Below are 20,691 nucleotides of genomic sequence, written 5' to 3'. Positions count from 1 at the left end.
CGGTTCGACAAATGACACCAGCGCCACCATGCCCGCATAAACAAGGCCAGCCAGAAACAGCAGCGTGATGATAAGGCGGATCAGGGTCGGCATGACGGTCCAATAAACTGCTTTTGCCTAAAATATGGCAGCAAATGGTTTCATTTCCGTAGGGATAAGGCAAGGATGCGCAAGTTCTTGACAGGAGCGGCTGCGGCAGGTTGATAGCGGCCAAATCAGGAGTGCCACTGCTTGACCCGACCCGATCCGGCATTGCGACAGGCCCGCGCCGAGGACCTTGCCGAACGCCTGGCCGGCCGGCCATTGGTGCTGGTGGGCATGATGGGCGCTGGCAAGACCACGGTCGGCCGCCGCCTCGCCACCCGCCTCAAGCGCCAGTTCCTCGACAGCGATGAGGAGATCGAGCGGGCGGCACAGATGAGTATCCCCGAGATTTTCGAGCAGCGCGGCGAGCCCGAATTCCGGGCCGGCGAAACCCGGGTCATCGCCCGGGTGCTCAAGACCGACAATGTGGTGCTGGCGACTGGCGGCGGGGCTTTTGTCAATGCCGAGACCCGTGCGCTGATCAAGGATCGGGCGATTTCGATCTGGCTCAAGGCCGAGATCGATATTCTGTTCGAGCGCGTGTCGCGCCGCGCCAACCGGCCGCTGCTGCAGACCGCCAATCCGCGGGCGACGCTGCAGAAACTGATCGATGACCGCTACCCGATTTATGCCGGGGCCGACATCACGGTGGCCAGTCGCGATGTGCCGCAGGATGCGGTCGCCGGTGACGTGGTGGACGCGGTGCTGGCCTATCTCCAACAACAGGACGCCTGATGGCCGATATCGCGCATAGTGTTCATGTCGCCCTGGGCAGCCGCGCCTATGACATTCTGATCGGCGAGCACCTGCTCGATCAGGCCGGCACCATTCTCGCCGAGCGCTTTCCCGGGCGGCGCTATGGCATCATCACCGACGACAATGTCGCGGCGGCGCAGCTGCCCCGGTTGCTGGCTGCGCTCGACGCGGCCGGGCTGAGCCATAGTGAAATCGTGCTGCCGGCCGGCGAGGCTACCAAGTCCTGGGCGCTGCTCGGACAGGCGGTGGACGGCATTCTGGCAGCGCGGCTGGAGCGCGGCGATCTGATCATCGCGCTGGGCGGCGGGGTGATCGGCGACCTGGCCGGGTTTGCCGCTTCCATTGCGCGACGCGGCATGGGTTTTGTGCAAATGCCGACATCGCTGCTGGCGCAGGTCGACAGCTCGGTGGGCGGCAAGACCGGGATCAATTCACCGCATGGCAAGAACCTGATCGGCGCCTTTCACCAGCCCAGACTGGTGCTGGCGGACCTCTCCACCCTCGATACGCTTTCGCCCCGCCAGTTCGCTGCGGGCTATGCCGAAGTGGTCAAATACGGGCTGATTGACGACGAAGCGTTCTTTTTCTGGCTCGAAGCCAATCAGGCCGAAATCTTTGCCGGCGGGCCAGCCCGCGGCGAAGCCATTGCCCGCTGCTGCGCGCACAAGGCGCGGGTGGTGATCGAGGACGAAACCGAGCAGGGCGTGCGCGCGCTGCTCAATCTGGGCCATACGTTCGGGCATGCGCTGGAAAAGGATACGGGCTATTCTGATCGCCTGTTGCATGGTGAGGGTGTGGCCATCGGTATGGCACTGGCGCATGGCTTTTCTGCCCAGCAGGGTCTGGCACCCAGCCAGGACACCGGTCGCATTGTTGCGCATTTGCAAAAAGCCGGGCTGCCCACCACATTGGCAGATATCCCGGGCACGCTGGGCAGCACCGACGCCCTGATGGCGGCCATTGCCCAGGACAAGAAAGTCAGCCGCGGCGCGTTGACCTTCATCCTCACAAGGGGCATTGGTCAGGCCTTCATCGCCAAGGATGTCGACCCAAAGGCAGTTGCTGGTTTTTTGAATGATAGGCGCGGTTAGGCTTTGTCTGCTACAGGATATGGCCCGGTCGATGGCAGCACCTCGATGGTGAGGGCGTGAACCCGGTCCTTGAGTTCGGCATCAAGCGTTTCCATCACCGCGCGGTGTTGCGCGACGCGGCTTAGCCCGTCAAAATGGGCGGTCGCGATTCTGACACGAAAATGGGTTTCACCCCCTTCGCGCCAGCCGGCATGACCATGATGGAGCATCGATTCGTCGATCACATCGAGGAAGGCAGGGTCAAACCTGCTGGTGAGCTTGGCGGCTATCTTGTCTGTAGCGGACATCGGGCTGACACTTTCTGAATGAACTGAGGCAAGTAATTAGGCGCAATGAAATCGCAATCCAAGCTCTTCGATACTATTCGCATCCGGCCGCGCCGCGAGGAAAAGCCCGCGCCCATTGAACACGTCTGTGAATGGGAAGGCTGCGACAAGGCCGGCGAGTACAAGGCACCCAAGGGGGCACGTGGCCAGGGCCAGTACCACCAGTTCTGCCTTGAGCATGTCCGCCACTACAATACGTCGTTCAACTTCTTTGCAGGCATGGAAAAGGACGAGCTGGACACGGCGCTCCATGCCCCCCCCAAGGCAGAAAGCCGCTCCAGCTTTGCCACCGGCAATCCCGGTGTGCGACCGCGCGCTGCCGCCACCGCCGGCATGCGGCCGGGGGATCGCTATGGCGATCCGTTCGGGGTGTTCGCCAAATATCGCCATCGTCAGGCCCAGCGGCCGGCCGAGGAGCGGGTCAAGCCGCTCAACGAGAATGATCGGCGGGCGCTGGAAACGCTGGGGATCGTCGGCGTGGCCAAGACCGAGCAGATCAAGAGCGCCTACAAGACACTGGTCAAGATCCACCACCCCGATGCCAATGGCGGCGACAAATCGTCCGAAGAGCGGCTGCGCACCATCATCGCGGCCTATAGCCACCTGAAAAAAATGGGCTTTGTCGGCAACTAGGCTTGCCGGTGCGGTGGCTACCGCATCTGCCACAATGCTGCTATAGAGCGCCCGAGTTTTCTGCCCTCCTGCTTTGATTTTTCGCCAAGAGCTTTGCCATGACTGACTACACCAATCTGCCCGACACCGAATATTCGGCTCGGGAGCTGTTCGGCATTGATACCGACATGAAGGTGATGGGTTACAAGGTTGCCGACAGCCATGTGCCGCCGATCGATCCGGACTATCTGTTCGATCGCAACACGACACTGGCAATTCTGGCCGGCTTTGCCTTCAACCGCCGTGTCATGGTGCAGGGCTATCACGGCACGGGTAAATCCACCCATATCGAACAGGTCGCGGCGCGGCTGAAATGGCCGCTGGTGCGCGTCAATCTGGACAGCCATGTGTCGCGCATCGATCTGGTGGGCAAGGACGCCATCGTGCTCAAGGATGGCAAGCAGATCACCGAATTCCGTGACGGCATCCTGCCCTGGGCAGTGCAGAACAATGTGGCGCTGGTGTTTGACGAGTATGATGCGGGTCGTCCCGACGTGATGTTCGTGATCCAGCGCGTGCTCGAAGTGGCCGGTCGGCTGACCCTGCTCGACCAGAATCGCGTGATCGTGCCGCATCCGGCGTTCCGCCTGTTCTCGACCACCAATACCATTGGTCTGGGCGATACGTCGGGCCTCTATCACGGCACCCAGCAGATCAACCAGGGTCAGATGGACCGCTGGAGCCTGGTCACCACGCTGAATTATCTGCCGCACGACAAGGAAGTCGGCATCGTGCTGGCCAAGAACAAATCCTATGCCGAGACCGAAAAAGGCAAAAAGCTGGTCTCCAACATGGTGCGGCTGGCCGATCTGACGCGCTCGGCGTTCATCAATGGCGATCTGTCCACCGTGATGAGCCCTCGCACCGTGATCACCTGGGCCGAGAATGCCCAGATCTTCGGCGGCGATGTCGGCTTCGCCTTCCGCCTGACCTTCCTCAACAAGTGCGATGAACTTGAACGCCCCGTAGTGGCCGAGTTCTATCAGCGCGTGTTCGGCGAAGACCTGCCCGAATCTTCGGCCAATCTGGCGGTAACCGCCTGATCTAGCCACGACCGCGTCCTTCGACAGGCTCAGGGCGCGGTCTACTGTGAATTCTGCGACTTTTTAGTAGACCTCATGGTGAGCCTGTCGAACCACGGGGTCGTGGCACGATGGGCGAGCGGCCCTTCCGGGATATCATGGCACAACCACCGCGCAACAAAGCCAACAAGCCTGACCAGACCCAGCTGTTCAAATCGGCCATGGGGGCAACGGTGCGCGCCATTGGCGCCAAGCCCGATCTGGAGGTGACCTTCACATCCGACCGCCCCTTGCTGACCAGCGACAAGGCGCGGCTGGCCAATCTGCCCCGGCTGCCGACCCGACGCGATATCGCCATTGCCCGCGGGCAGGGCGACGCCATGGCGATGCGGCTGGCCAGCCATGATCCGGAGGCGCACCGCAAGCGCGCGCCGATGGACCCGACTGCCCGCGCCGCGTTCGATGCGCTGGAGCAGGCTCGCGTCGAGGCGCTGGGCTGCGTGCGGATGCCCGGCATGGTCGGCAATATCAGCGAGATGCTGGAAGACCGGCTGTTCCGCGCCAATTTCGCCGAGGTCGACGACAAGGGCGACGCGCCGATTGCCGAGGCCTTGGGACTGCTGCTGCGGGAAAAACTGGCCGGTGTGCCGGTGCCGCCCTCGGGCCATGCGCTGGTCGATCTGTGGCGCAAGGAGATCGAGGAAAAGGGTGGCAAGTCACTGGAAGATCTGCTGACCCGCTACGAAAACCAGGATGAGTTCTCCAAGGTGGCCAAGATGCTGCTGCGCGATCTCAATCTGGTGCCCGAGAGTGAGCTGAACGATCCTGAGGACGGCGACGAGAACGAGGGCGACGATCAGCAGCCCGATCAGGGCGAAAATTCGGACCAGGCCCCTGAACAGGGCGAAGGCGAGAACGACAGCCAGGACAGCGAGCAGGACGAGCAGACCGGCGACAGCGAGGAAGCTGGCGATGTCGACGGTATGGATTCGGACATGGCCGATAGCGATGAAGACGCCAGCGCCGATGCGGGTGAAGATGCGCCGATGCCGCCCCCGGGCAAGGATGGCGGCACTGAGCTTTCCAATCAGTTCAATTACAAGGTGTTCACCACCAAATTCGACGAGATCGTCAAGGCGTCTGAGCTGTGCCCGCCCGATGAGCTCGATCAGTTGCGGGCCCTGCTCGACAAGCAGCTGGAAAGCCTGGCGGGCGCCGTTGCGCGGCTGGCCAACAAGCTGCAGCGGCGGCTGATGGCCAAGCAGAATCGCAGCTGGCAGTTCGACCTTGAAGAGGGCCTGCTCGATACGGCACGGCTGACGCGCGTGGTCACCGATCCGATGCAGGCGCTCAGCTTCAAGGTCGAGAACGACACCGATTTCCGCGATACCGTAGTGACACTGCTGATCGATAATTCCGGTTCGATGCGGGGCCGGCCGATCACCATCGCCGCGATCTGCGGCGACATTCTCGCGCGCACGCTGGAGCGCTGCGGCGTCAAGGTTGAAATTCTCGGTTTCACCACGCGCGCCTGGAAGGGCGGCAAGAGCCGCGAAGCCTGGCTCGAAGCGGGCCGGCCAGCCAATCCGGGGCGCGTCAATGATGTGCGCCACATCATCTACAAGGCCGCTGACGAGCCATGGCGCCATGCACGGCGCAATCTCGGGCTGATGATGCGCGAGGGGCTGCTGAAGGAAAACATCGATGGCGAGGCGCTCGAGTGGGCGCGCAAACGCCTGATGGCCCGTCCCGAATCCCGTCGCATCATGATGGTGATCTCCGATGGCGCGCCGGTCGATGACAGCACGCAGTCGGTCAATGCGGGCAATTATCTGGAAGCCCATCTGCGTCAGGTCATTGAGGATATTGAGACCCGCTCGCCCATCCAATTGGTGGCAGTGGGCATTGGCCATGATGTGACGCGCTATTATCGCCGCGCCGTGACGCTGCTGGATGCCGAGGAACTGGCCGGCGCGCTGACCGATGAACTGGCGGCGCTGTTCGATGAGCAATTGCCCGCCCAAACGCGTCGGCGCGGCCGGCGATGAGGGCCCTCCACGTCAGCCTGGCACTGGCCCTGCTGGCGGGAACCCCACCGCTGACCGCCGCCGAAGTGGCGGTTCGCGCCACGCAGATCAGCAGTTTTGGCGAGACGGCGCTGGATGGGACATTTGGTCAGCTGATCTTCCGCGGTGGTCTGGCGCTGGTGGCGCAGGACGACACGTTTGGCGGCTTGTCGGGGCTGACGTCGACCGGGTCGAATCAGCAGGTCAGTTTCGTGACCGACCGAGGCAGTTTCGTTGCCGGACAACTGGCCTATGATGAATCCGGGCGACTGTTCGGGCTGATCGGGGTGACAGTGGAGCCGATGCAGAACTCCCAGGGCGATCCGCTGCCGCGCCAATATGCCAAGGATGCCGAAGGCATTGATACGATCTATCGCAATGGCGAGCCGGTCGCCGTACGGGTGGTGTTTGAGCATCTGACGCGGGTGGCCGATTTCGACCTGATCGAGGGGGTCCCGGGGGGACCGGCGCGCGAGGTCAGCATTCCCCAATGGCTGACCGATCTGCGTACCAATGCGTCGCTGGAATCGGTTTGCGTGGCGCCGCCAGCCTCGCCAATTGCCGGCTCGACCCTGCTGTTGACTGAAGATCACGACGATGGTGCCGGCCATCACAGCGGCTGGCTGCTGGGACAGGCTGACAAGGGGCCGATCAGCTACCAGAAGGACCCCGTGGTCTATCCCACCGCCTGCGCCTTCCTGCCCAATGGCGATCTGCTGGTGCTTGAACGGGGCGTCTCGATGCTGAGCTTTGCGATGACCTTGCGGCGGGTGGCGGCGGCCGATGTCCGTCCGGGGGCGGTGATGGCCGGGGAGTTGCTGCTGGCGGCCAATGGTAGCGAGATCGACAATATGGAAGCGCTGGCCGTGCACACTGCGCCGGATGGCGAGTTGCGGATCCTGATCGGCTCGGACAACAATTTCAACGACTGGCAGCGCAGCCTGCTGCTCGAATTTGCCCTGCCGAACTGAGCGGGGCGGCATTTGGCCGCAGCACGGTCGCACGCAGCCGCCGTCGCGACAGTGGCGGATGGGCCACTGATTCGTAGTTTTTGATTTTGCTGAATTTTTGTGCTATGGTCCGACCAGATGCAGTTCAGCCCGTCACCCAGCCCGTGCCGTCAGGCGCGATTTTTTTGACAACATCGTAGGATGCATGCGCTCCGGGGAAAAGCGGACCTGGCGCGCTTGGGGTTTGCCTGCGCGCGGCGTTCCGTTCGAGCGCCAACAAGTAGCAATGGACGGTCCTGTCCGCAAGGAACTGTCCATTTGGGGCGTCAACAAGGAGTTCCATGAATATGGTAGTCAAGAAGTCACAGCAGCGGCTTGGGTTCAAGACGGGCGAATATGTCGTCTATCCGGCGCATGGCGTCGGCGTCATTGTCTCCATTGAGGAGCAGGAAGTCGCCGGTCTGGTGCTTGAGTTGTTCGTCATCAGCTTTGAGCAGGACAAGCTGACTTTGCGCGTTCCCGTTGCCAAGATCAAGTCCGTCGGCATGCGCAAACTGGCCGATGAAGATCTGGTCACCCAGGCCCTGACCACGGTTACCGGCCGGGCCCGCGTCAAGCGCACCATGTGGTCGCGTCGCGCCCAGGAATACGAAGCCAAGATCAATTCGGGCGATCTGATCGCCATCTCTGAAGTCGTGCGCGATCTGTTCCGCTCCGAAGAACAGCCTGAGCAATCCTACTCGGAACGCCAGCTGTTCGAGCAGGCCATGGACCGCATGAGCCGCGAAATTGGTGTCGTCAACAAGTTGACGCTGACCGAAGCCGTGCAGTTGATCGAAAAGAACCTCGCCAAGTCGCCCAAGCGGACCAAGGACGCTGCGGCCGAATCTGACGAGGAAGCTGCCGCCTGAACGGGCAGCGCTTCGCAGCAGACTTGAGAAGGCCGGTGGAGACACCGGCCTTTTTGCTGTCTGGAAGTGGCGCGGAGCTGACCGTACGAATGCGGGCATGTTGGCCGGAAGTGCGGTGCCGGATCCCATGCCGTGCAGTTGCTAAACCTGGCCCAGAACATCGCCCAGTCGCGTGGTGGCGCTGCCGGGTTTGAGTGGCTTCTGCTGGCTATCATGGGGGGCCCAGCCGGAGAGCCAGACGATTTCCAGCGTCGCCCGGATCCGCCCATCGGGATCGGAATCGCGCTCGGTATAGGCCTGCGCTGCTGCGGCTAACAGCGCCGGTGAGGCCATGCGGCGGGAGCGGTCGAGCAGCGGGTTGGCAGCGCCGAGCGCCTTGATTTCGGCCATCAGCGCCAGGGGGGTGGGGTAGCGTACGATATGGGTCTCGACGTCAGCCACCGGCAGCGCCAGCCCAGCACGCTGCAGCAAGGCGCCGCCGTCGCGCACCTGCAGCATGGGGGCAATGCGGGCCGATGCGCCGCCATAGACCATTGCATCTGCAGCCAAAAAAGCTTCGCGCAGTTCGGTCAGCGTGTCGCCACCCAGGGTCGCAACCAGCAGCAGACCATCGGGCGCCAGCCGGGCGCGCAGGCGAGCGAGATAGCCCGGGACATCATTGACGGCCTGCAGGTGCAGGATGGAGACGATCAGATTGTAGTCATCGCCCGTCAGCGCCGGCACATCATCCTCACCAGCAAAGGCGGCGTAACGCTCGAAGGCAAACCGGGCACTGGCGGCCTGCCCAAAGGAAGGCAGTTTGTCGAGATCGGGGCCGATGATGGCGGCGCGGGGAAAGACACGGATAAGGGCGGTGAGGCGATCCTCGAGGTCGGCCAGCACCAGATCGGTGACAAAATTGCCGAGCTCAGTGCGGCGCGCCAGATGCTGGCTGATCAGCGGGGTATCGAAAATACGCGGTGGCTGGCTCATGATGACTTGCGGCCGTTTGCTGACGTGGCACTATGGTGGCGTTATGCAGAGCGCTGACGGGCTTGTCAAAAGCGAGGGGTGGCGCCGCCGCCTTGCTGTCGGGGCGCGGTTGCTGGGTCATGGCTTGCTCGATCTGGTGTACCCCCCGGTTTGCCTCAATTGCGATGCGCCGACGGCGACACCCGACACGCTGTGCCCGCTCTGCTTTGCCCAATTGCGGCCGATCACCGCGCCGTTGTGCCCGCGCCTGGGGCTGCCGTTTGCGGTGTCGCTGGGTGGTGAGTCGCTGTCCGCCGAGGCATTGGCCGATCCGCCCCCATTCGGTCGGGCGCGGGCGGCGGTGATCTACAATGATGTGGCCGGCACGATCGTGTCGCGGCTCAAATATGGCGATAGACCCGAGTTGGCGCGGTTCTGCGCACGGCTGATGGCCGGTGCCGGCCATGAATTATGGGCAGACCAGCCGGTTTTGGTGCCGGTGCCGCTGCATCGGGCACGGCAACGGGCGCGGCGATACAACCAATCCGGCGAGCTGGCCGTGTTGCTGGGGCAGTTCACGGGGCTGGCGGTTGACGCGCGCCTGGTGCAGCGGATCCGCAAGACCAGACAACAGGTTGGGCTGAGTGGTGACGGCCGGCAGCGCAATGTTGCCGGCGCATTCGCTGTCCCCCCCGAGGCGATGATCCGGCTAGCGGGCCGGCGGGTGGTGCTGGTCGACGATGTCTACACCACTGGCGCCACGACCAAGGCGGTAACGCGCGCTTTGCTCAAGTCCGGCGCGGCAGTTGTCGACGTCGTGACATTCGCCCGCGTTGTTATTGGTGCCGACTTGCCCATATAAGAGAGCAAACACCCGTATTTCTGGGAGAAATTTCAATTGGCTACCATCGAAGTCTATACCACGCCCACCTGCCCCTATTGCCACGCCGCCAAGGCACTGCTGGCGGACAAGGGCGTCGATTTCACCGAGATCACGGTGCTCGATCCGGCGCAGCGTGAAAGCATGACGCAGCGCGCCAATGGTCGTCGTACCGTGCCGCAGATCTTTATCGATAGTGCCCATATTGGCGGCTATGACGACATGGCTGCACTCGACCGCCGGGGTGGTCTTGATCCGCTGCTGAAGCGCTAGTTGCCGATGAGAATTGCCGCCATCCAGATGCGTTCGGGGCCCGACCCCAAGGCCAATCTCGCCGCGCTGGAGCCATTGCTGGCCGAGGCGGCGGCGGCGGGCGCGCGCTATGTGCTGACGCCCGAGGTGACGATGGCCTTTGCGGAAAACCGCGCCGGGCTGGCCGACGTGGCGGCGCCGTTTGACGCCGATCCGCAATTGCAGCGCGTCGGTGAACTGGCCGCGCAGCATGGCATGTACATCCATGTCGGCTCGCTGGCGGTGCCGCTGGAAGACGGGCGTTTTGCCAACCGCTCGGTGCTGTTCGCACCTGATGGGGCGACCATTGCCACCTATGACAAGATTCATCTGTTTGACGCCACGATCGCCGGGCTCAATGCCTATCGGGAAAGCGACACCTATCGCGGTGGCGAGATGGCGGTGACGGTGCCGGTGGATGAATTTATCCTGGGCATGGCGATCTGCTACGACATGCGCTTTCCCCAGCTGTTTCATGCCTTGGCTCAGGCTGGGGCCGGTCTGATGGCCGTGCCGGCCGCGTTCACGGTACCGACCGGTCAGGCCCATTGGCACGTGCTGCTCCGCGCTCGGGCGATCGAGACTGGATCCTATGTGATAGCGGCGGCGCAGGGCGGTCAGCACGCCAATGGCCGGGCGACCTATGGGCATTCCCTCATTATCGACCCCTGGGGGCGCATAGTGGCCGAACTCGACCACGATGCCCCCGGCATTCTCGTGGCGGACATCGCCGCCGATCAGGTCGCTGATGCCCGTGCCCGCATTCCAGCTCTGGCCAATAAGCGTCCGTTTGCCGGACCCCAAGCATTGCCGCTCTAGGCGTGCGCCTTCTATAGTCGAGACAGTGGGCCATCGGGCCCGAGAGAAATCTGATCGTGATCCAGTATGCCCTGCAATGTTCAAACGGCCACCAGTTCGACGCCTGGTTCGGCAGCGCTGCGGCGTTTGATGACCAACAGCGCCGAGGCCTCGTCACCTGTGTGGTGTGTGGCGACGGAGCGGTTGAGAAGGCGCTGATGGCCCCAGCCCTGACCCGCCCTGCTGGGGACAAGGTGGCCGTCAGTGCAGGGCATCCGGACACGGCCAAGATCCGCGAATTGTTGCGGGCCTATCGGCACAAGGTTACCAGCGAGGCCGACTATGTCGGCAACAAGTTTGCCGAAGAGGCGCGCAAGATACATTTTGAAGAGGTTGAGGCGCGCGGTATCTATGGCGAGGCGACGCGTGATGAGGTCGTCGGGTTGGCCGAGGATGGTATCGAGTTCCTGCCGCTGCCCGACCTGCCCGAAGAGCACAACTAGAGCTAAGCCCTACGCCCGATCAGTGCACCGTTCCGGGCGTCGCCGCCACTGGATGGCGCGCGACCCCACTAATCATCAGGAACAGAACAGATCCGGGAACTGCTTGGCCAGCTTGGGCACTGCGTTCAATACTTCATGCAAATGTACCCGCATCGCCTCATCAGCCAAGCTCGCATCGCCCGCTTCAATTGCATCGACGATGCGTCGGTGCTGGTCCACGATGACGTCAAGGGGCGTTGCGTCGGGTAGAGACAGGAAGCGGACGCGATCCATCTGAGCTCTCAGATTCTCCAGAACCCGCCAGGCGTGTTCCCGGTTCGCCAGGCCAGCAATGGTCTGGTGAAATGCCTCGTCAAGTCGCAGAAAGTTCAGATTGTCGGCTTCATCAAGCGCGGCCTGTTCGGCTACGATCGATCGCAGCTTCTGAACATCGGCGGGCGTTGCCTGTCTGGCGGCCTGATGCACGATGGCAATTTCTATGGCCTCACGCAGAAAGCGCGCGTTCTCGACCTCCGCCAGCGAGATCAGTTTAACAAACGTGCCGCGCTGCGGTCGAATTTCAACCAGCCCGACCTCGGCCAGCTTGATGAACGCTTCGCGCACCGGCTGTCGCGAGACGCCCAACTGGCGGGCCACTTCGACCTCAGACAGCGGACTTCCCGGTCGCAATTGCAGTTGGACGATTGCCTGGCGCAAGGCGCTAAAGGCTCGGTTTCCGGCCGTTGCTGCCCGGAGCTGGAGGTCATCATCGGCCAGGGTACTAAGAAAATCTGTGCTCATATTGACACCTGCAATACTACCATACTACCATACTAGCCTACTAGCAAGCGGTTGAGAAACGGCCGCAGGAGGAACCCATGAAACATACCCTGACAAGCGCACTATTTGTTGCCGGATTCGTAGTTGCATCCGGCATACCTGTTTTTGCAGCAGACCACACGTTGAGCGTCAACACGGCGCTGGCGACGTCTGATCCTCTCTACAAGGGTCTGGAGAGCTTCCGCGATGGCGTGGCAGCGGCGAGCGACGGCAAGATTGAAATCAAGCTGTTTCCCAATTCCCAGCTCGGCCCTGATGAGGACGTGCTTGAGCAAGCGCGTGCTGGCGCGCCGGTTGCCGTGATCGTCGATGGCGGGCGCCTGGCCACCTATGTCAACGAGTTCGGCGTGCTCGGTGCGCCCTATCTGGCCAATGGCTATGATGGCATTCGCAAGGTCGTCACCTCGGATCTGTTTGAAGGTTGGGTCGGCAAGCTGCAGGACGAAGCCCAGCTTCAGGTTCTCAGCTTCAACTGGTGGCAGGGCGAGCGTCAGCTCTGGACAAGAAAGAGCATTGCTACGCCCGACGATCTTGCTGGCCTGCGCATGCGCACGCCCGGGGCGCCGGTCTGGATGGAGACGGTAGCCGCAATGGGGGCTGTTGCCACGCCGATGCCTTTCGCCGATGTCTATTCGGCGCTGCAGCAGCACGTGATCGACGCGGTAGAAGCTCAGCTTCCCGCCGGTCAGGGCTCCAAGCTGTTCGAGGTCACCGATCACCTGACCAAGACCGCCCATATCAACCTGATCACCGGCATGGTGACCAGTGGAGAATGGTTTGAGGGGCTTCCGGCCGAGCTGCAGGTCGTGTTGCGTGAGGAAGCGCTCAAGGCTGGCGACGTCGGCTCCTATGGCACGCGGGACTCGCTGGCGCAGATTGAAGAAGAGCTCAAGGCAGCCGGCATGACGGTTGAAGAGGTCGATGTCGACGTGTTCCGCAAGGCCACGGCGGGCGTTTACGACAAGCTTGGCTATGGCGAATTGCGCGATACCGTTCAGGCTATCGCCGCTCAATAGTCCTGAAACCTCTCAAGGCCCCGGGACATCGGTCCCGGGGTCAGGATATTTGATATGTTAAAGCGCCTCACGCAGTTTGAATTTCTGGTCGCTGCCCTGCTGCTGCTCATCATTTGCTGTCTCGTGTTTGGCGCCGCTGTCATGCGGTTTTTCGGCCACCCCCTGATCTGGTCAGTGGATATGGCCCAGTTGCTGTTCATCTGGCTCTGCATGATTGGCGCCACCCGTGCCATGCGGGACAAAGCCCATATCGGGATCGATCTGGTGGTTCGCTATTTGCCGCGCCGGGCCCGGTTCTGGCTGGAAATGGCGATGTCAGTGGTGATCCTGGTATTTTTTGGCTTTCTGACCAGCGAGGGGACGCGGCTGACATTGATGAACCAGGAGCGGCGGTTCGGCGACAGCGGGCTGAGCTATGGCTGGGTGACGGCTGCGGTGCCGGTCGGCTGCGTGATGCTGGGGATCGCCCTGATCTACAATATGTGGCGGGCCTGGATGCAGCGCCGCGACGGGCAATCGCTGGTGTACTCGCGCTCTGCCGCCGAAGCCAGCATTACGGAAATATAACATGGCCCTGATTTCGATACTGTTTTTTGTGCTGATGTTTCTCGGCGCGCCGGTGGCGTTTGCCATCGGCATTTCCGGCTTCACGTTCTTCATGACCGAGCAGTCGATGCCGATCTCTATCGCGGTGCAGAAAATTGCTACGATGAGCCAGAGTTTTCCATTGCTGGCAGTGCCGTTCTTCGTCTTTTCCGGTCATCTGATGAATGAGAGCGGCATTACCGACCGCCTGTTCAAATTCGCCCATATCTCGGTGGGCTGGATGGCCGGCGGGCTGGGCCAGATTGCTATCGTTCTGTCGACCCTGATGGGCGGCGTTTCAGGATCTGCGGTGGCCGACGCCGCGATGGAGGCCCGCATCCTGGGGCCATCCATGATTGCCAGGGGTTACAGCAAGGGTTTTTCGGCGGCCGTGATTGCCGTCGGCTCGCTGATCACCGCCACCATCCCACCCTCGATCGGGCTCATCCTTTATGGCTATGTCGGCAATGTCTCGATTGGGCGGCTGTTTCTGGCGGGCGTCATTCCAGGGTTGCTGATGATGGTCGGCCTGATGCTGACGACCTATTTGATCGCCAAGCGCCGCGGCTATGTGGTGGCCGAAGCCAAAAGGCCGACTCTGAAGGCGCTGGGCAGTGCGGCGTGGGGGGCGAAATGGGCCTTGCTGTTTCCCGTAGCCCTGCTGGTGACCATTCGCGGCGGCGTGTTCACGCCGTCGGAAGTGGGCGCCTTCGCCGTGGTTTACGCAGTGGTGGTGGGCACGGTTCTGCATCAGGAACTGAGCTTTGAGAAGTTCAAGCGCGCCATTTCCCATGCCGTGGCCGATATCGGCCTGATCATGATCATTATTCTGATGTCGGGCATGGTCGGCTTCGCCATAATCTACCTGCAGGTGCCGCAGGGCATTTCTAGCTGGATGCTCACCGGCATCAGTGAGCCCAATCTCATCATCCTGATGGTGCTGTTCTTCCTGCTGATTGCCGGTTTCTTTGTCGAAAGCACCGTGCTGGTGCTGCTGCTGACACCCATCTTTGTGCCCGTTGTCACCGCTGCAGGTATCGACCCCGTGCATTTTGGCATCCTGATGATGTCAATTGTCACGCTTGGGGGCATGACCCCGCCGGTTGGGGTCGCCATGTTCGCGGTGTGCTCGCTGATGAACGTCAAGATCGAGGAGTACACGATCGAGGCCCTGCCATTCATCGCGACCGTGTTGGCGCTGATTATCGCCCTGCTGTTTCTGCCCGGCGTGGTGTTGTGGCTGCCCAACCTTGCCTTTGGCGGCTAGATTGAAGGATACCCCATGAGACAGACATGGCGCTGGTTTGGCCCGCCGGACCTGACCACAATCGATGACGTCGTGCAGACCGGCGCGGAGGGCGTGGTTACGGCCCTGCACCATGTCCCCTATGGTGCGGTGTGGACGCCCCAGGAAATCGCCCTGCGGCAGCAGCAGGTCGCAACGCGCCGCGACGGCACACCCTCCGGTCTGGCGTGGGAGGTGGTGGAAAGCCTGCCGGTCTCCGAGGCCATCAAGCAGCAGGACGGTGCCTGGCGCGAGCACATCGCCAACTACAAGACGTCGTTGCATAACATTGCCGCCGCCGGCATTGAGGTGGTTTGCTACAATTTCATGCCGGTGCTGGATTGGAGCCGCACCGATCTGCGCCACCGTCTGCCGTCAGGCGCGACCTGCATGCGGTTCGATATCAATGATTTTGCGGCTTTCGACATTCATATTCTGGCGCGGCCGGGCGCGGTCGAGGATTTCCCCGCGTCCGTGGTGGCGATGGCGGCGCAGCGCTTTGGGGCCATGAACGAGGCAGAGCGTCTGGCGATCGGGCGAAATGTAACGATGGGCCTGCCGGGCGCCACGGCCGGACTGACGCTTGATGAGATGCGGGCGCACCTCATCGCTTATGACGGCATCACGCCGGACCGGTTGCGGCAGCACTTTGTGGATTTCCTCAGCGAGATCGTGCCGGTTGCCGAACAGCTCGGCGTGCGGCTCTGCTGCCATCCTGACGACCCACCATTTGCCTTGCTGGGATTGCCGCGCATCATGTCGACCGAGGCCGATTATCAGACCATTCTTACAGCGGTAGACAGTCCGGCCAATGGGATGACGCTATGCTCGGGTTCGCTCGGCGCACGCTCCGATAACGACTTGCCCGGCATGATGCGACGGCTGGGGAGCAAGGTGCATTTTATCCACTTGCGCAATGTGAAACGCGAGACGGCGGCCCAGTTCGGCTCCTTCTTTGAAGCTGAGCATCTCAATGGCGATGTCGATATGGTCGCCCTGATTGCCGAGATCGTCGCGGAGGAGCGCTCCCGCAAGGCTCAAGGCCGCAGCGACGCTTCCATCCCAATGCGACCCGATCACGGCCAGGACATTCTCGATGATCTCAACCGTTCAGCGCAGCCGGGCTACCCCACGATCGGGCGTCTGAAGGGGCTGGCGGAGCTGCGGGGAGTATTTGCTGCGCTGGAGCGGCAGCAATAGCCCTGGCCTTCAAGTTTCCGGTATTTCGAGTCGCTCAACCACGGACACGACGAAATCGTAGGTTTTCCGATCTTCCATAATGGCGAAATCGATGTTGCCATTCTTGAGGTTCTCAAGAAGGGCATTGCGCGCCGCTATGGCGACGTCCTTGTCATTGGTTTCTTCTATATATTTCAGCAGGAACCCCAAGCTGAGATAGAGCGAATTGACGGCTATCTTGATTACTTCAAGATCAGCGCCAGAGGGGACTTCACTGTCATCGGTCATTTTCTATCCTGATCAAGATCGCCGGGCCAACCCGGCGAAATTGCGTGGGATTGGAGAGCGGCAGCAAGAGTGGCCTGCTAGCAAAATGGCCGGGAGCGCCATTTGTTCCCCTCAAGGCAATCCCGGTCATGCGTGAAGCAAGCAGATCTCGGTCTGGGACAGATCGCCGGGTTGGCAAAAGCGGCTCCTGCTGCCGCCCTGGTGGGTGTCTGTAGCCACATCGGTGCCAAAAACCGCCATTGGGGAAGAAAATACGCAAATACGCCGTTCTCCGGCTCGCACATTTTCACCCATCCCTGCTAAGGGACCACATCCGATTATCTTGCATCTCCATCTGACCAATTCCACGCCGATAGGCTTCTGGCCCGGCGCGAGTATGAACCGCGAGGCTAACTTGTCCATGATCGATGAAAAGCTTGTAACCATTTTTGACCAGTTGGTCCGCAGGAACGCGGGCGAGGTTGAGTTCCATCAGGCTGTTCGGGAGGTTATGGAGTGTCTGGGAAGCGTGATCGCCAAACGCCCGGACTATCTCGATCAGGCGCTGATCGAACGCATTTGCGAGCCCGAGCGCCAGATTATCTTCCGGGTGCCGTGGGTGGATGACAAGGGGCAGGTTGCGATCAACCGTGGATTTCGCGTGCAGTTCAATTCCGCACTCGGCCCCTACAAGGGCGGCATCCGCTTTCATCCATCGGTCAATCTCAGCATTATCAAATTTCTGGGCTTTGAACAGACGCTCAAGAACGCGCTGACCGGTTTGCCGATCGGCGGCGGCAAAGGCGGGTCCGACTTCGATCCCAAAGGCCGTTCGGACGGCGAAGTCATGCGGTTCTGCCAGTCGTTCATGACCGAGCTGCACCGCCACATCGGCGAATATACCGACGTTCCCGCAGGCGATATCGGCGTCGGCGGGCGCGAAATCGGCTATATGTTCGGGCAGTATAAGCGCCTGACGAACCGCTATGAGGCCGGCGTGCTGACCGGCAAGGGCCTGCACTATGGTGGGTCTCGGGCGCGCACGGAAGCGACTGGTTACGGCAATACCTACTTTGTCCAGGCGATGCTGGGAACCAAGAACCAGAGCTTTGACGGCAAGAAGGTCGTCGTTTCAGGCTCCGGCAATGTCGCCGTGTACACCGTCGAGAAGGTGCAGTCGTTCGGCGGCAAGGTGATCGCGGTTTCTGACAGCTCCGGCTATGTCGTCGACGAGGCCGGGATCGATCTGGAATTGGTGAAGGAGGTCAAGGAAGTGCGCCGGGGCCGCATCGCCGACTATGTCCGGTTGAAGGGCGAAGGGCGAAGTGCCCATTTCGTTGCGGCGGGCGAGGATTCGATCTGGAACGTTCCCTGTGACGTGGCCATGCCATCGGCAACCCAGAACGAACTGACCGGCAAGGATGCGCGCGCGCTGTTGAGCAATGGCGTCGTTGCCGTGGGTGAAGGCGCCAACATGCCATGCACCCCCGAGGCGGTGCGGATTTTCCAGGAAGCGGGCGTGATGTTTGCTCCCGGCAAGGCCGCCAATGCCGGCGGCGTTGCCACTTCCGCGCTGGAAATGCAGCAGAACGCATCGCGCGACAGCTGGACGTTTGAGCAGACGGAAACGCGGCTGGCCAGCATCATGCGCAACATCCATGACATCTGCGCCGACACCGCTGAAGAATATGGCGCGCCCGGCAATTATGTCCTGGGTGCCAATATTGGCGGCTTCATCAGGGTGGCCGACACCATGCGGTCGCTTGGCGTCATCTAGGTTTGAACGCGTTCGGCGCATGATTGCGCCGAACATTGCGGGCAGCACGCCAGGTCAGATGTCTGCTGGCAGCAGATGACGGCCCGGCCCGCGGATTTCTCCGCTGGATCGCATCGGCATCAAGTGGTGTGGGGTCAAGGTCGGTTCGATAGGGAGGGTGGAATCCCCGCTATCGAACCTAACCAGCGGGCAATCTTGGCAGACCGCCTTCGGCTGAGCGAGCGTCTAGCACGCGATCAGAGGTGTGTCACGAAAATGTCGTCAGGCCCGCAGGCAATCTGCGGGCCGTTTGCTTCATGTGTCCAGATCACCGAGATCGCGCACCGCACCGCGCGCAGCGGAGGTGGCGAAGGCAGCGTAGGCGCGCAGCGCCTGGGTAACATTGCGCTTGCGCGGCAGCGCTGGCTTCCAGCCGAGCTTGTCCTGTTCCTGGCGACGCCTGGCCAGTTCGGCCTCGTTGACCAGCAGGGTAATGGAACGGTTGGGGATATCGATCTCGATGGTGTCGCCTTCGCGCACCAGGCCAATGGTGCCGCCTTCGGCCGCTTCAGGCGAAACATGGCCGATCGAGAGGCCCGAGGTGCCGCCCGAGAAGCGACCATCGGTGAGCAGGGCGCAAGCCTTGCCCATGCCCTTGGATTTCAGATAGCTCGTGGGATAGAGCATTTCCTGCATGCCGGGGCCGCCGCGCGGGCCCTCATAGCGGATGACCAGCACGTCGCCTTGCTTGATCTGATTGGACAGGATGGCCTTGACGGTGTCGTCCTGGCTCTCAAACACCCGGGCGGGGCCGGTGAATTTGAGAATGGATTCATCGACACCAGCAGTCTTCACGATGCAACCATCAATGGCGATATTGCCCTTGAGAACGGCCAAGCCGCCATCCTTGGAATAGGCGGCATCGGCCGAGCGGATGACGCCGTTCTGGCGATCCAGATCGAGCTCGGTCCAGCGGTTGGACTGGCTGAAGGCCTGGGTGGTGCGAACACCGCCTGGCGCGGCCATGAAGAAGTTGCGCACGCTCTCGGAATTGGTGCGGGAGATGTCCCATTTGTCGATCGCATCGCCAATGGTCGGCATGTGGATGGTCGGCTCATCGCGGTTGATCAGGTTGGCACGGTCGAGCTGACCGAGAATGGCCATGATGCCGCCGGCGCGGTGCACGTCTTCCATGTGCACATCGGCCTTGGCTGGCGCGACTTTGGAAAGCACTGGGACACGACGGCTGAGCTGATCGATATCGTCCATGGTGAAATCAACGCCACCCTCGTGGGCGGCTGCCAGAATATGCAGCACGGTATTGGTCGAGCCACCCATGGCGATATCGAGCGTCATGGCATTTTCGAAGGCGGCCTTGGTGGCGATGGAGCGGGGAAGCACCGAGGCATCGTCCTGCTCGTACCAACGCTTGGCGATGTCGACGATGACGCGACCGGCTTCTTCAAACAAATGCTTGCGATCGGAATGGGTGGCCAGGGTCGAGCCATTGCCGGGCAGGCTCAGGCCGAGCGCTTCGGTGAGGCAGTTCATCGAATTGGCAGTGAACATGCCCGAGCAGGAGCCGCAGGTGGGGCAGGCGGCCTCTTCGACGGCCTGAACTTCCTCATCAGAATAATTGTCGTCGGCGGCCATCACCATGGCGTCAACCAGGTCGAGCGCCTGCAGCTTGCCCTTGAGCATGGCCTTGCCGGCTTCCATCGGGCCACCGGAGACAAATACCACCGGAATATTGATCCGCATGGCGGCATTGAGCATGCCGGGGGTGATCTTGTCGCAATTGGAGATGCAGACCATGGCGTCGGCGCAATGGGCGTTGACCATGTATTCCACCGAGTCGGCGATCAGGTCGCGGCTGGGCAGGGAATACAACATGCCGTCATGGCCCATGGCGATGCCGTCATCGACCGCAATGGTGTTGAACTCCTTGGCGACGCCGCCAGCCGCCTCGATCTCGCGGGCGACAAGCTGGCCGAGGTCCTTGAGATGGACATGGCCGGGCACGAACTGGGTGAAGGAATTGACCACGGCGATGATGGGCTTGCCAAAATCGTCGTTCTTCATGCCGGTGGCGCGCCAGAGGCCACGGGCGCCGGCCATATTGCGGCCATGGGTGGTGGTGCGGGAGCGATAAACGGGCATGGGTTCCTCGGACAGCATATGCGCCTGCAGATCTGGCGCGACAGCGTGCGCGCCATCCGCGCCCAGCCCGTGCTCGGCGTCGGTCCCGGCCACTACGGCCTGGTCCTGCCGGCGCACCGCACCAGCCAGGGCCTGCGAGAGTGGCGGCAGCTGATGGGGCCGCGCCGCAACGTGCCCTACCACGCGCACAACGAGTTCCTCGAGACCTGGGTCGACACCGGCATCGTCGGCCTGGCCGGCCTGGTGGGCCTGCTGGGGGCGGCCCTCTGGGTCGGCGTGCGCGCCGGGCGGCAGTCACCGGAGGCGGACGCTGCGCCGGCGGC

22 protein-coding genes are annotated in these 20,691 nt (G+C 61.9%); 17 read left to right on the top strand and 5 right to left on the bottom strand.

The genetic code is table 11. The features are described 5' to 3' along the window. Positions 1-231 precede the first annotated feature (231 nt). Both Q8O80_RS08985 and aroB read left to right on the top strand, forming a co-directional pair. Positions 232-819: a shikimate kinase gene (locus Q8O80_RS08985; protein ID WP_305579111.1), complete on the top strand. Its 588-nt coding sequence runs from the start codon at positions 232-234 to the stop codon at positions 817-819. Then, entirely contained in the window at positions 819-1,931 is a 1,113-nt protein-coding gene (aroB, locus tag Q8O80_RS08980; RefSeq protein ID WP_305579109.1) for a 3-dehydroquinate synthase, read from the top strand. Before Q8O80_RS08985 ends, aroB begins: the two co-directional genes overlap by 1 nt. On the opposite strand, the gene Q8O80_RS08975 is transcribed toward aroB, so the two are convergent. Continuing rightward, the gene (locus tag Q8O80_RS08975) at positions 1,928-2,218 is read right to left on the bottom strand and encodes a BolA family transcriptional regulator (RefSeq protein WP_305579107.1); all 291 of its coding nucleotides are present in this window, start codon (positions 2,216-2,218) and stop codon (positions 1,928-1,930) included. The genes aroB and Q8O80_RS08975 overlap by 4 nt on opposite strands. Before the next feature lie 45 nt (positions 2,219-2,263). Here Q8O80_RS08975 and Q8O80_RS08970 point away from each other — a divergent pair, with 45 nt between their 5' ends. The 5 genes from Q8O80_RS08970 (at position 2,264) to Q8O80_RS08950 (ending at position 7,878) form a co-directional block, all read left to right on the top strand. After that, on the top strand, positions 2,264-2,890 hold the full coding sequence (locus Q8O80_RS08970) for a J domain-containing protein (RefSeq protein ID WP_305579105.1): 627 nt from the start codon (positions 2,264-2,266) through the stop codon (positions 2,888-2,890). Between the two features lie 98 nt (positions 2,891-2,988). Continuing rightward, entirely contained in the window at positions 2,989-3,972 is a 984-nt protein-coding gene (gene cobS / locus Q8O80_RS08965) for a cobaltochelatase subunit CobS (protein WP_305579103.1), read from the top strand. A 137-nt stretch (positions 3,973-4,109) separates the two neighbouring features. Beyond that, positions 4,110-5,999, top strand: a complete 1,890-nt coding sequence (gene cobT, locus Q8O80_RS08960; protein ID WP_305579101.1) for a cobaltochelatase subunit CobT — start codon at positions 4,110-4,112, stop codon at positions 5,997-5,999. After that, on the top strand, positions 5,996-6,988 hold the full coding sequence (locus tag Q8O80_RS08955; protein WP_305579099.1) for an esterase-like activity of phytase family protein: 993 nt from the start codon (positions 5,996-5,998) through the stop codon (positions 6,986-6,988). The genes cobT and Q8O80_RS08955 overlap by 4 nt, the downstream gene beginning before the upstream one ends. 326 nt (positions 6,989-7,314) lie before the next feature. Beyond that, positions 7,315-7,878, top strand: a complete 564-nt coding sequence (locus Q8O80_RS08950; RefSeq protein ID WP_305579117.1) for a CarD family transcriptional regulator — start codon at positions 7,315-7,317, stop codon at positions 7,876-7,878. 141 nt (positions 7,879-8,019) lie between these two features. On the opposite strand, the gene Q8O80_RS08945 is transcribed toward Q8O80_RS08950, so the two are convergent. Then, complete coding sequence (locus Q8O80_RS08945; RefSeq protein WP_305579097.1) at positions 8,020-8,850, bottom strand: methyltransferase domain-containing protein; 831 nt, start codon at positions 8,848-8,850, stop codon at positions 8,020-8,022. Positions 8,851-8,893: 43 nt separating this feature from the next. Between Q8O80_RS08945 and Q8O80_RS08940 the strand changes: the two genes are divergently transcribed. The 4 genes from Q8O80_RS08940 to Q8O80_RS08925 are packed head-to-tail and all read left to right on the top strand — an operon-like array spanning position 8,894 to position 11,301. After that, positions 8,894-9,691 (top strand): ComF family protein, encoded by a 798-nt coding sequence (locus tag Q8O80_RS08940; protein WP_305579095.1) that lies wholly within the window; start codon positions 8,894-8,896, stop codon positions 9,689-9,691. Positions 9,692-9,727: 36 nt separating this feature from the next. Beyond that, on the top strand, positions 9,728-9,982 hold the full coding sequence (gene grxC, locus Q8O80_RS08935) for a glutaredoxin 3 (RefSeq protein WP_305579093.1): 255 nt from the start codon (positions 9,728-9,730) through the stop codon (positions 9,980-9,982). A 6-nt stretch (positions 9,983-9,988) separates the two neighbouring features. Continuing rightward, positions 9,989-10,819, top strand: coding sequence for a carbon-nitrogen hydrolase family protein (locus tag Q8O80_RS08930; RefSeq protein WP_305579115.1), 831 nt, complete (start codon positions 9,989-9,991; stop codon positions 10,817-10,819). A 56-nt stretch (positions 10,820-10,875) separates the two neighbouring features. After that, the gene (locus Q8O80_RS08925; protein WP_305579091.1) at positions 10,876-11,301 is read left to right on the top strand and encodes a DUF1178 family protein; all 426 of its coding nucleotides are present in this window, start codon (positions 10,876-10,878) and stop codon (positions 11,299-11,301) included. Between the two features lie 75 nt (positions 11,302-11,376). Here the strand turns inward: Q8O80_RS08925 and Q8O80_RS08920 are convergent, their stop codons facing one another. Further along, positions 11,377-12,081: a GntR family transcriptional regulator gene (locus Q8O80_RS08920; protein ID WP_305579089.1), complete on the bottom strand. Its 705-nt coding sequence runs from the start codon at positions 12,079-12,081 to the stop codon at positions 11,377-11,379. Positions 12,082-12,158: 77 nt separating this feature from the next. Between Q8O80_RS08920 and Q8O80_RS08915 the strand changes: the two genes are divergently transcribed. The 4 genes from Q8O80_RS08915 to uxuA are packed head-to-tail and all read left to right on the top strand — an operon-like array spanning position 12,159 to position 16,206. Then, positions 12,159-13,136, top strand: a complete 978-nt coding sequence (locus tag Q8O80_RS08915; protein ID WP_305579087.1) for a C4-dicarboxylate TRAP transporter substrate-binding protein — start codon at positions 12,159-12,161, stop codon at positions 13,134-13,136. Positions 13,137-13,190: 54 nt separating this feature from the next. Then, on the top strand, positions 13,191-13,703 hold the full coding sequence (locus Q8O80_RS08910) for a TRAP transporter small permease (RefSeq protein ID WP_305579085.1): 513 nt from the start codon (positions 13,191-13,193) through the stop codon (positions 13,701-13,703). A gap of 1 nt (position 13,704) precedes the next feature. Beyond that, on the top strand, positions 13,705-14,988 hold the full coding sequence (locus Q8O80_RS08905) for a TRAP transporter large permease (protein ID WP_305579083.1): 1,284 nt from the start codon (positions 13,705-13,707) through the stop codon (positions 14,986-14,988). Between the two features lie 15 nt (positions 14,989-15,003). After that, positions 15,004-16,206, top strand: a complete 1,203-nt coding sequence (gene uxuA / locus Q8O80_RS08900) for a mannonate dehydratase (RefSeq protein WP_305579081.1) — start codon at positions 15,004-15,006, stop codon at positions 16,204-16,206. A 9-nt stretch (positions 16,207-16,215) separates the two neighbouring features. Here uxuA and Q8O80_RS08895 read toward each other — a convergent pair whose 3' ends face one another. Beyond that, complete coding sequence (locus Q8O80_RS08895) at positions 16,216-16,473, bottom strand: hypothetical protein (RefSeq protein ID WP_305579079.1); 258 nt, start codon at positions 16,471-16,473, stop codon at positions 16,216-16,218. A 400-nt stretch (positions 16,474-16,873) separates the two neighbouring features. Between Q8O80_RS08895 and gdhA the strand changes: the two genes are divergently transcribed. Further along, positions 16,874-18,229, top strand: a complete 1,356-nt coding sequence (gene gdhA / locus Q8O80_RS08890) for an NADP-specific glutamate dehydrogenase (RefSeq protein ID WP_305579113.1) — start codon at positions 16,874-16,876, stop codon at positions 18,227-18,229. A 294-nt stretch (positions 18,230-18,523) separates the two neighbouring features. On the opposite strand, the gene ilvD is transcribed toward gdhA, so the two are convergent. Further along, entirely contained in the window at positions 18,524-20,368 is a 1,845-nt protein-coding gene (ilvD, locus tag Q8O80_RS08885) for a dihydroxy-acid dehydratase (protein WP_305579077.1), read from the bottom strand. An 18-nt stretch (positions 20,369-20,386) separates the two neighbouring features. On the opposite strand from ilvD, the gene Q8O80_RS08880 reads away from it, so the two are divergent. Beyond that, positions 20,387-20,691: O-antigen ligase (locus Q8O80_RS08880; protein ID WP_305579075.1), on the top strand; the 305-nt coding region annotated here is incomplete at its 3' end.

Source organism: Devosia sp., assembly GCF_030689745.1.
Lineage (GTDB): Bacteria > Pseudomonadota > Alphaproteobacteria > Rhizobiales > Devosiaceae > Devosia > Devosia alba.
Note: the sequence above shows the minus strand (reverse complement) of the source record. Positions and strands in the feature narration are given on the sequence as shown.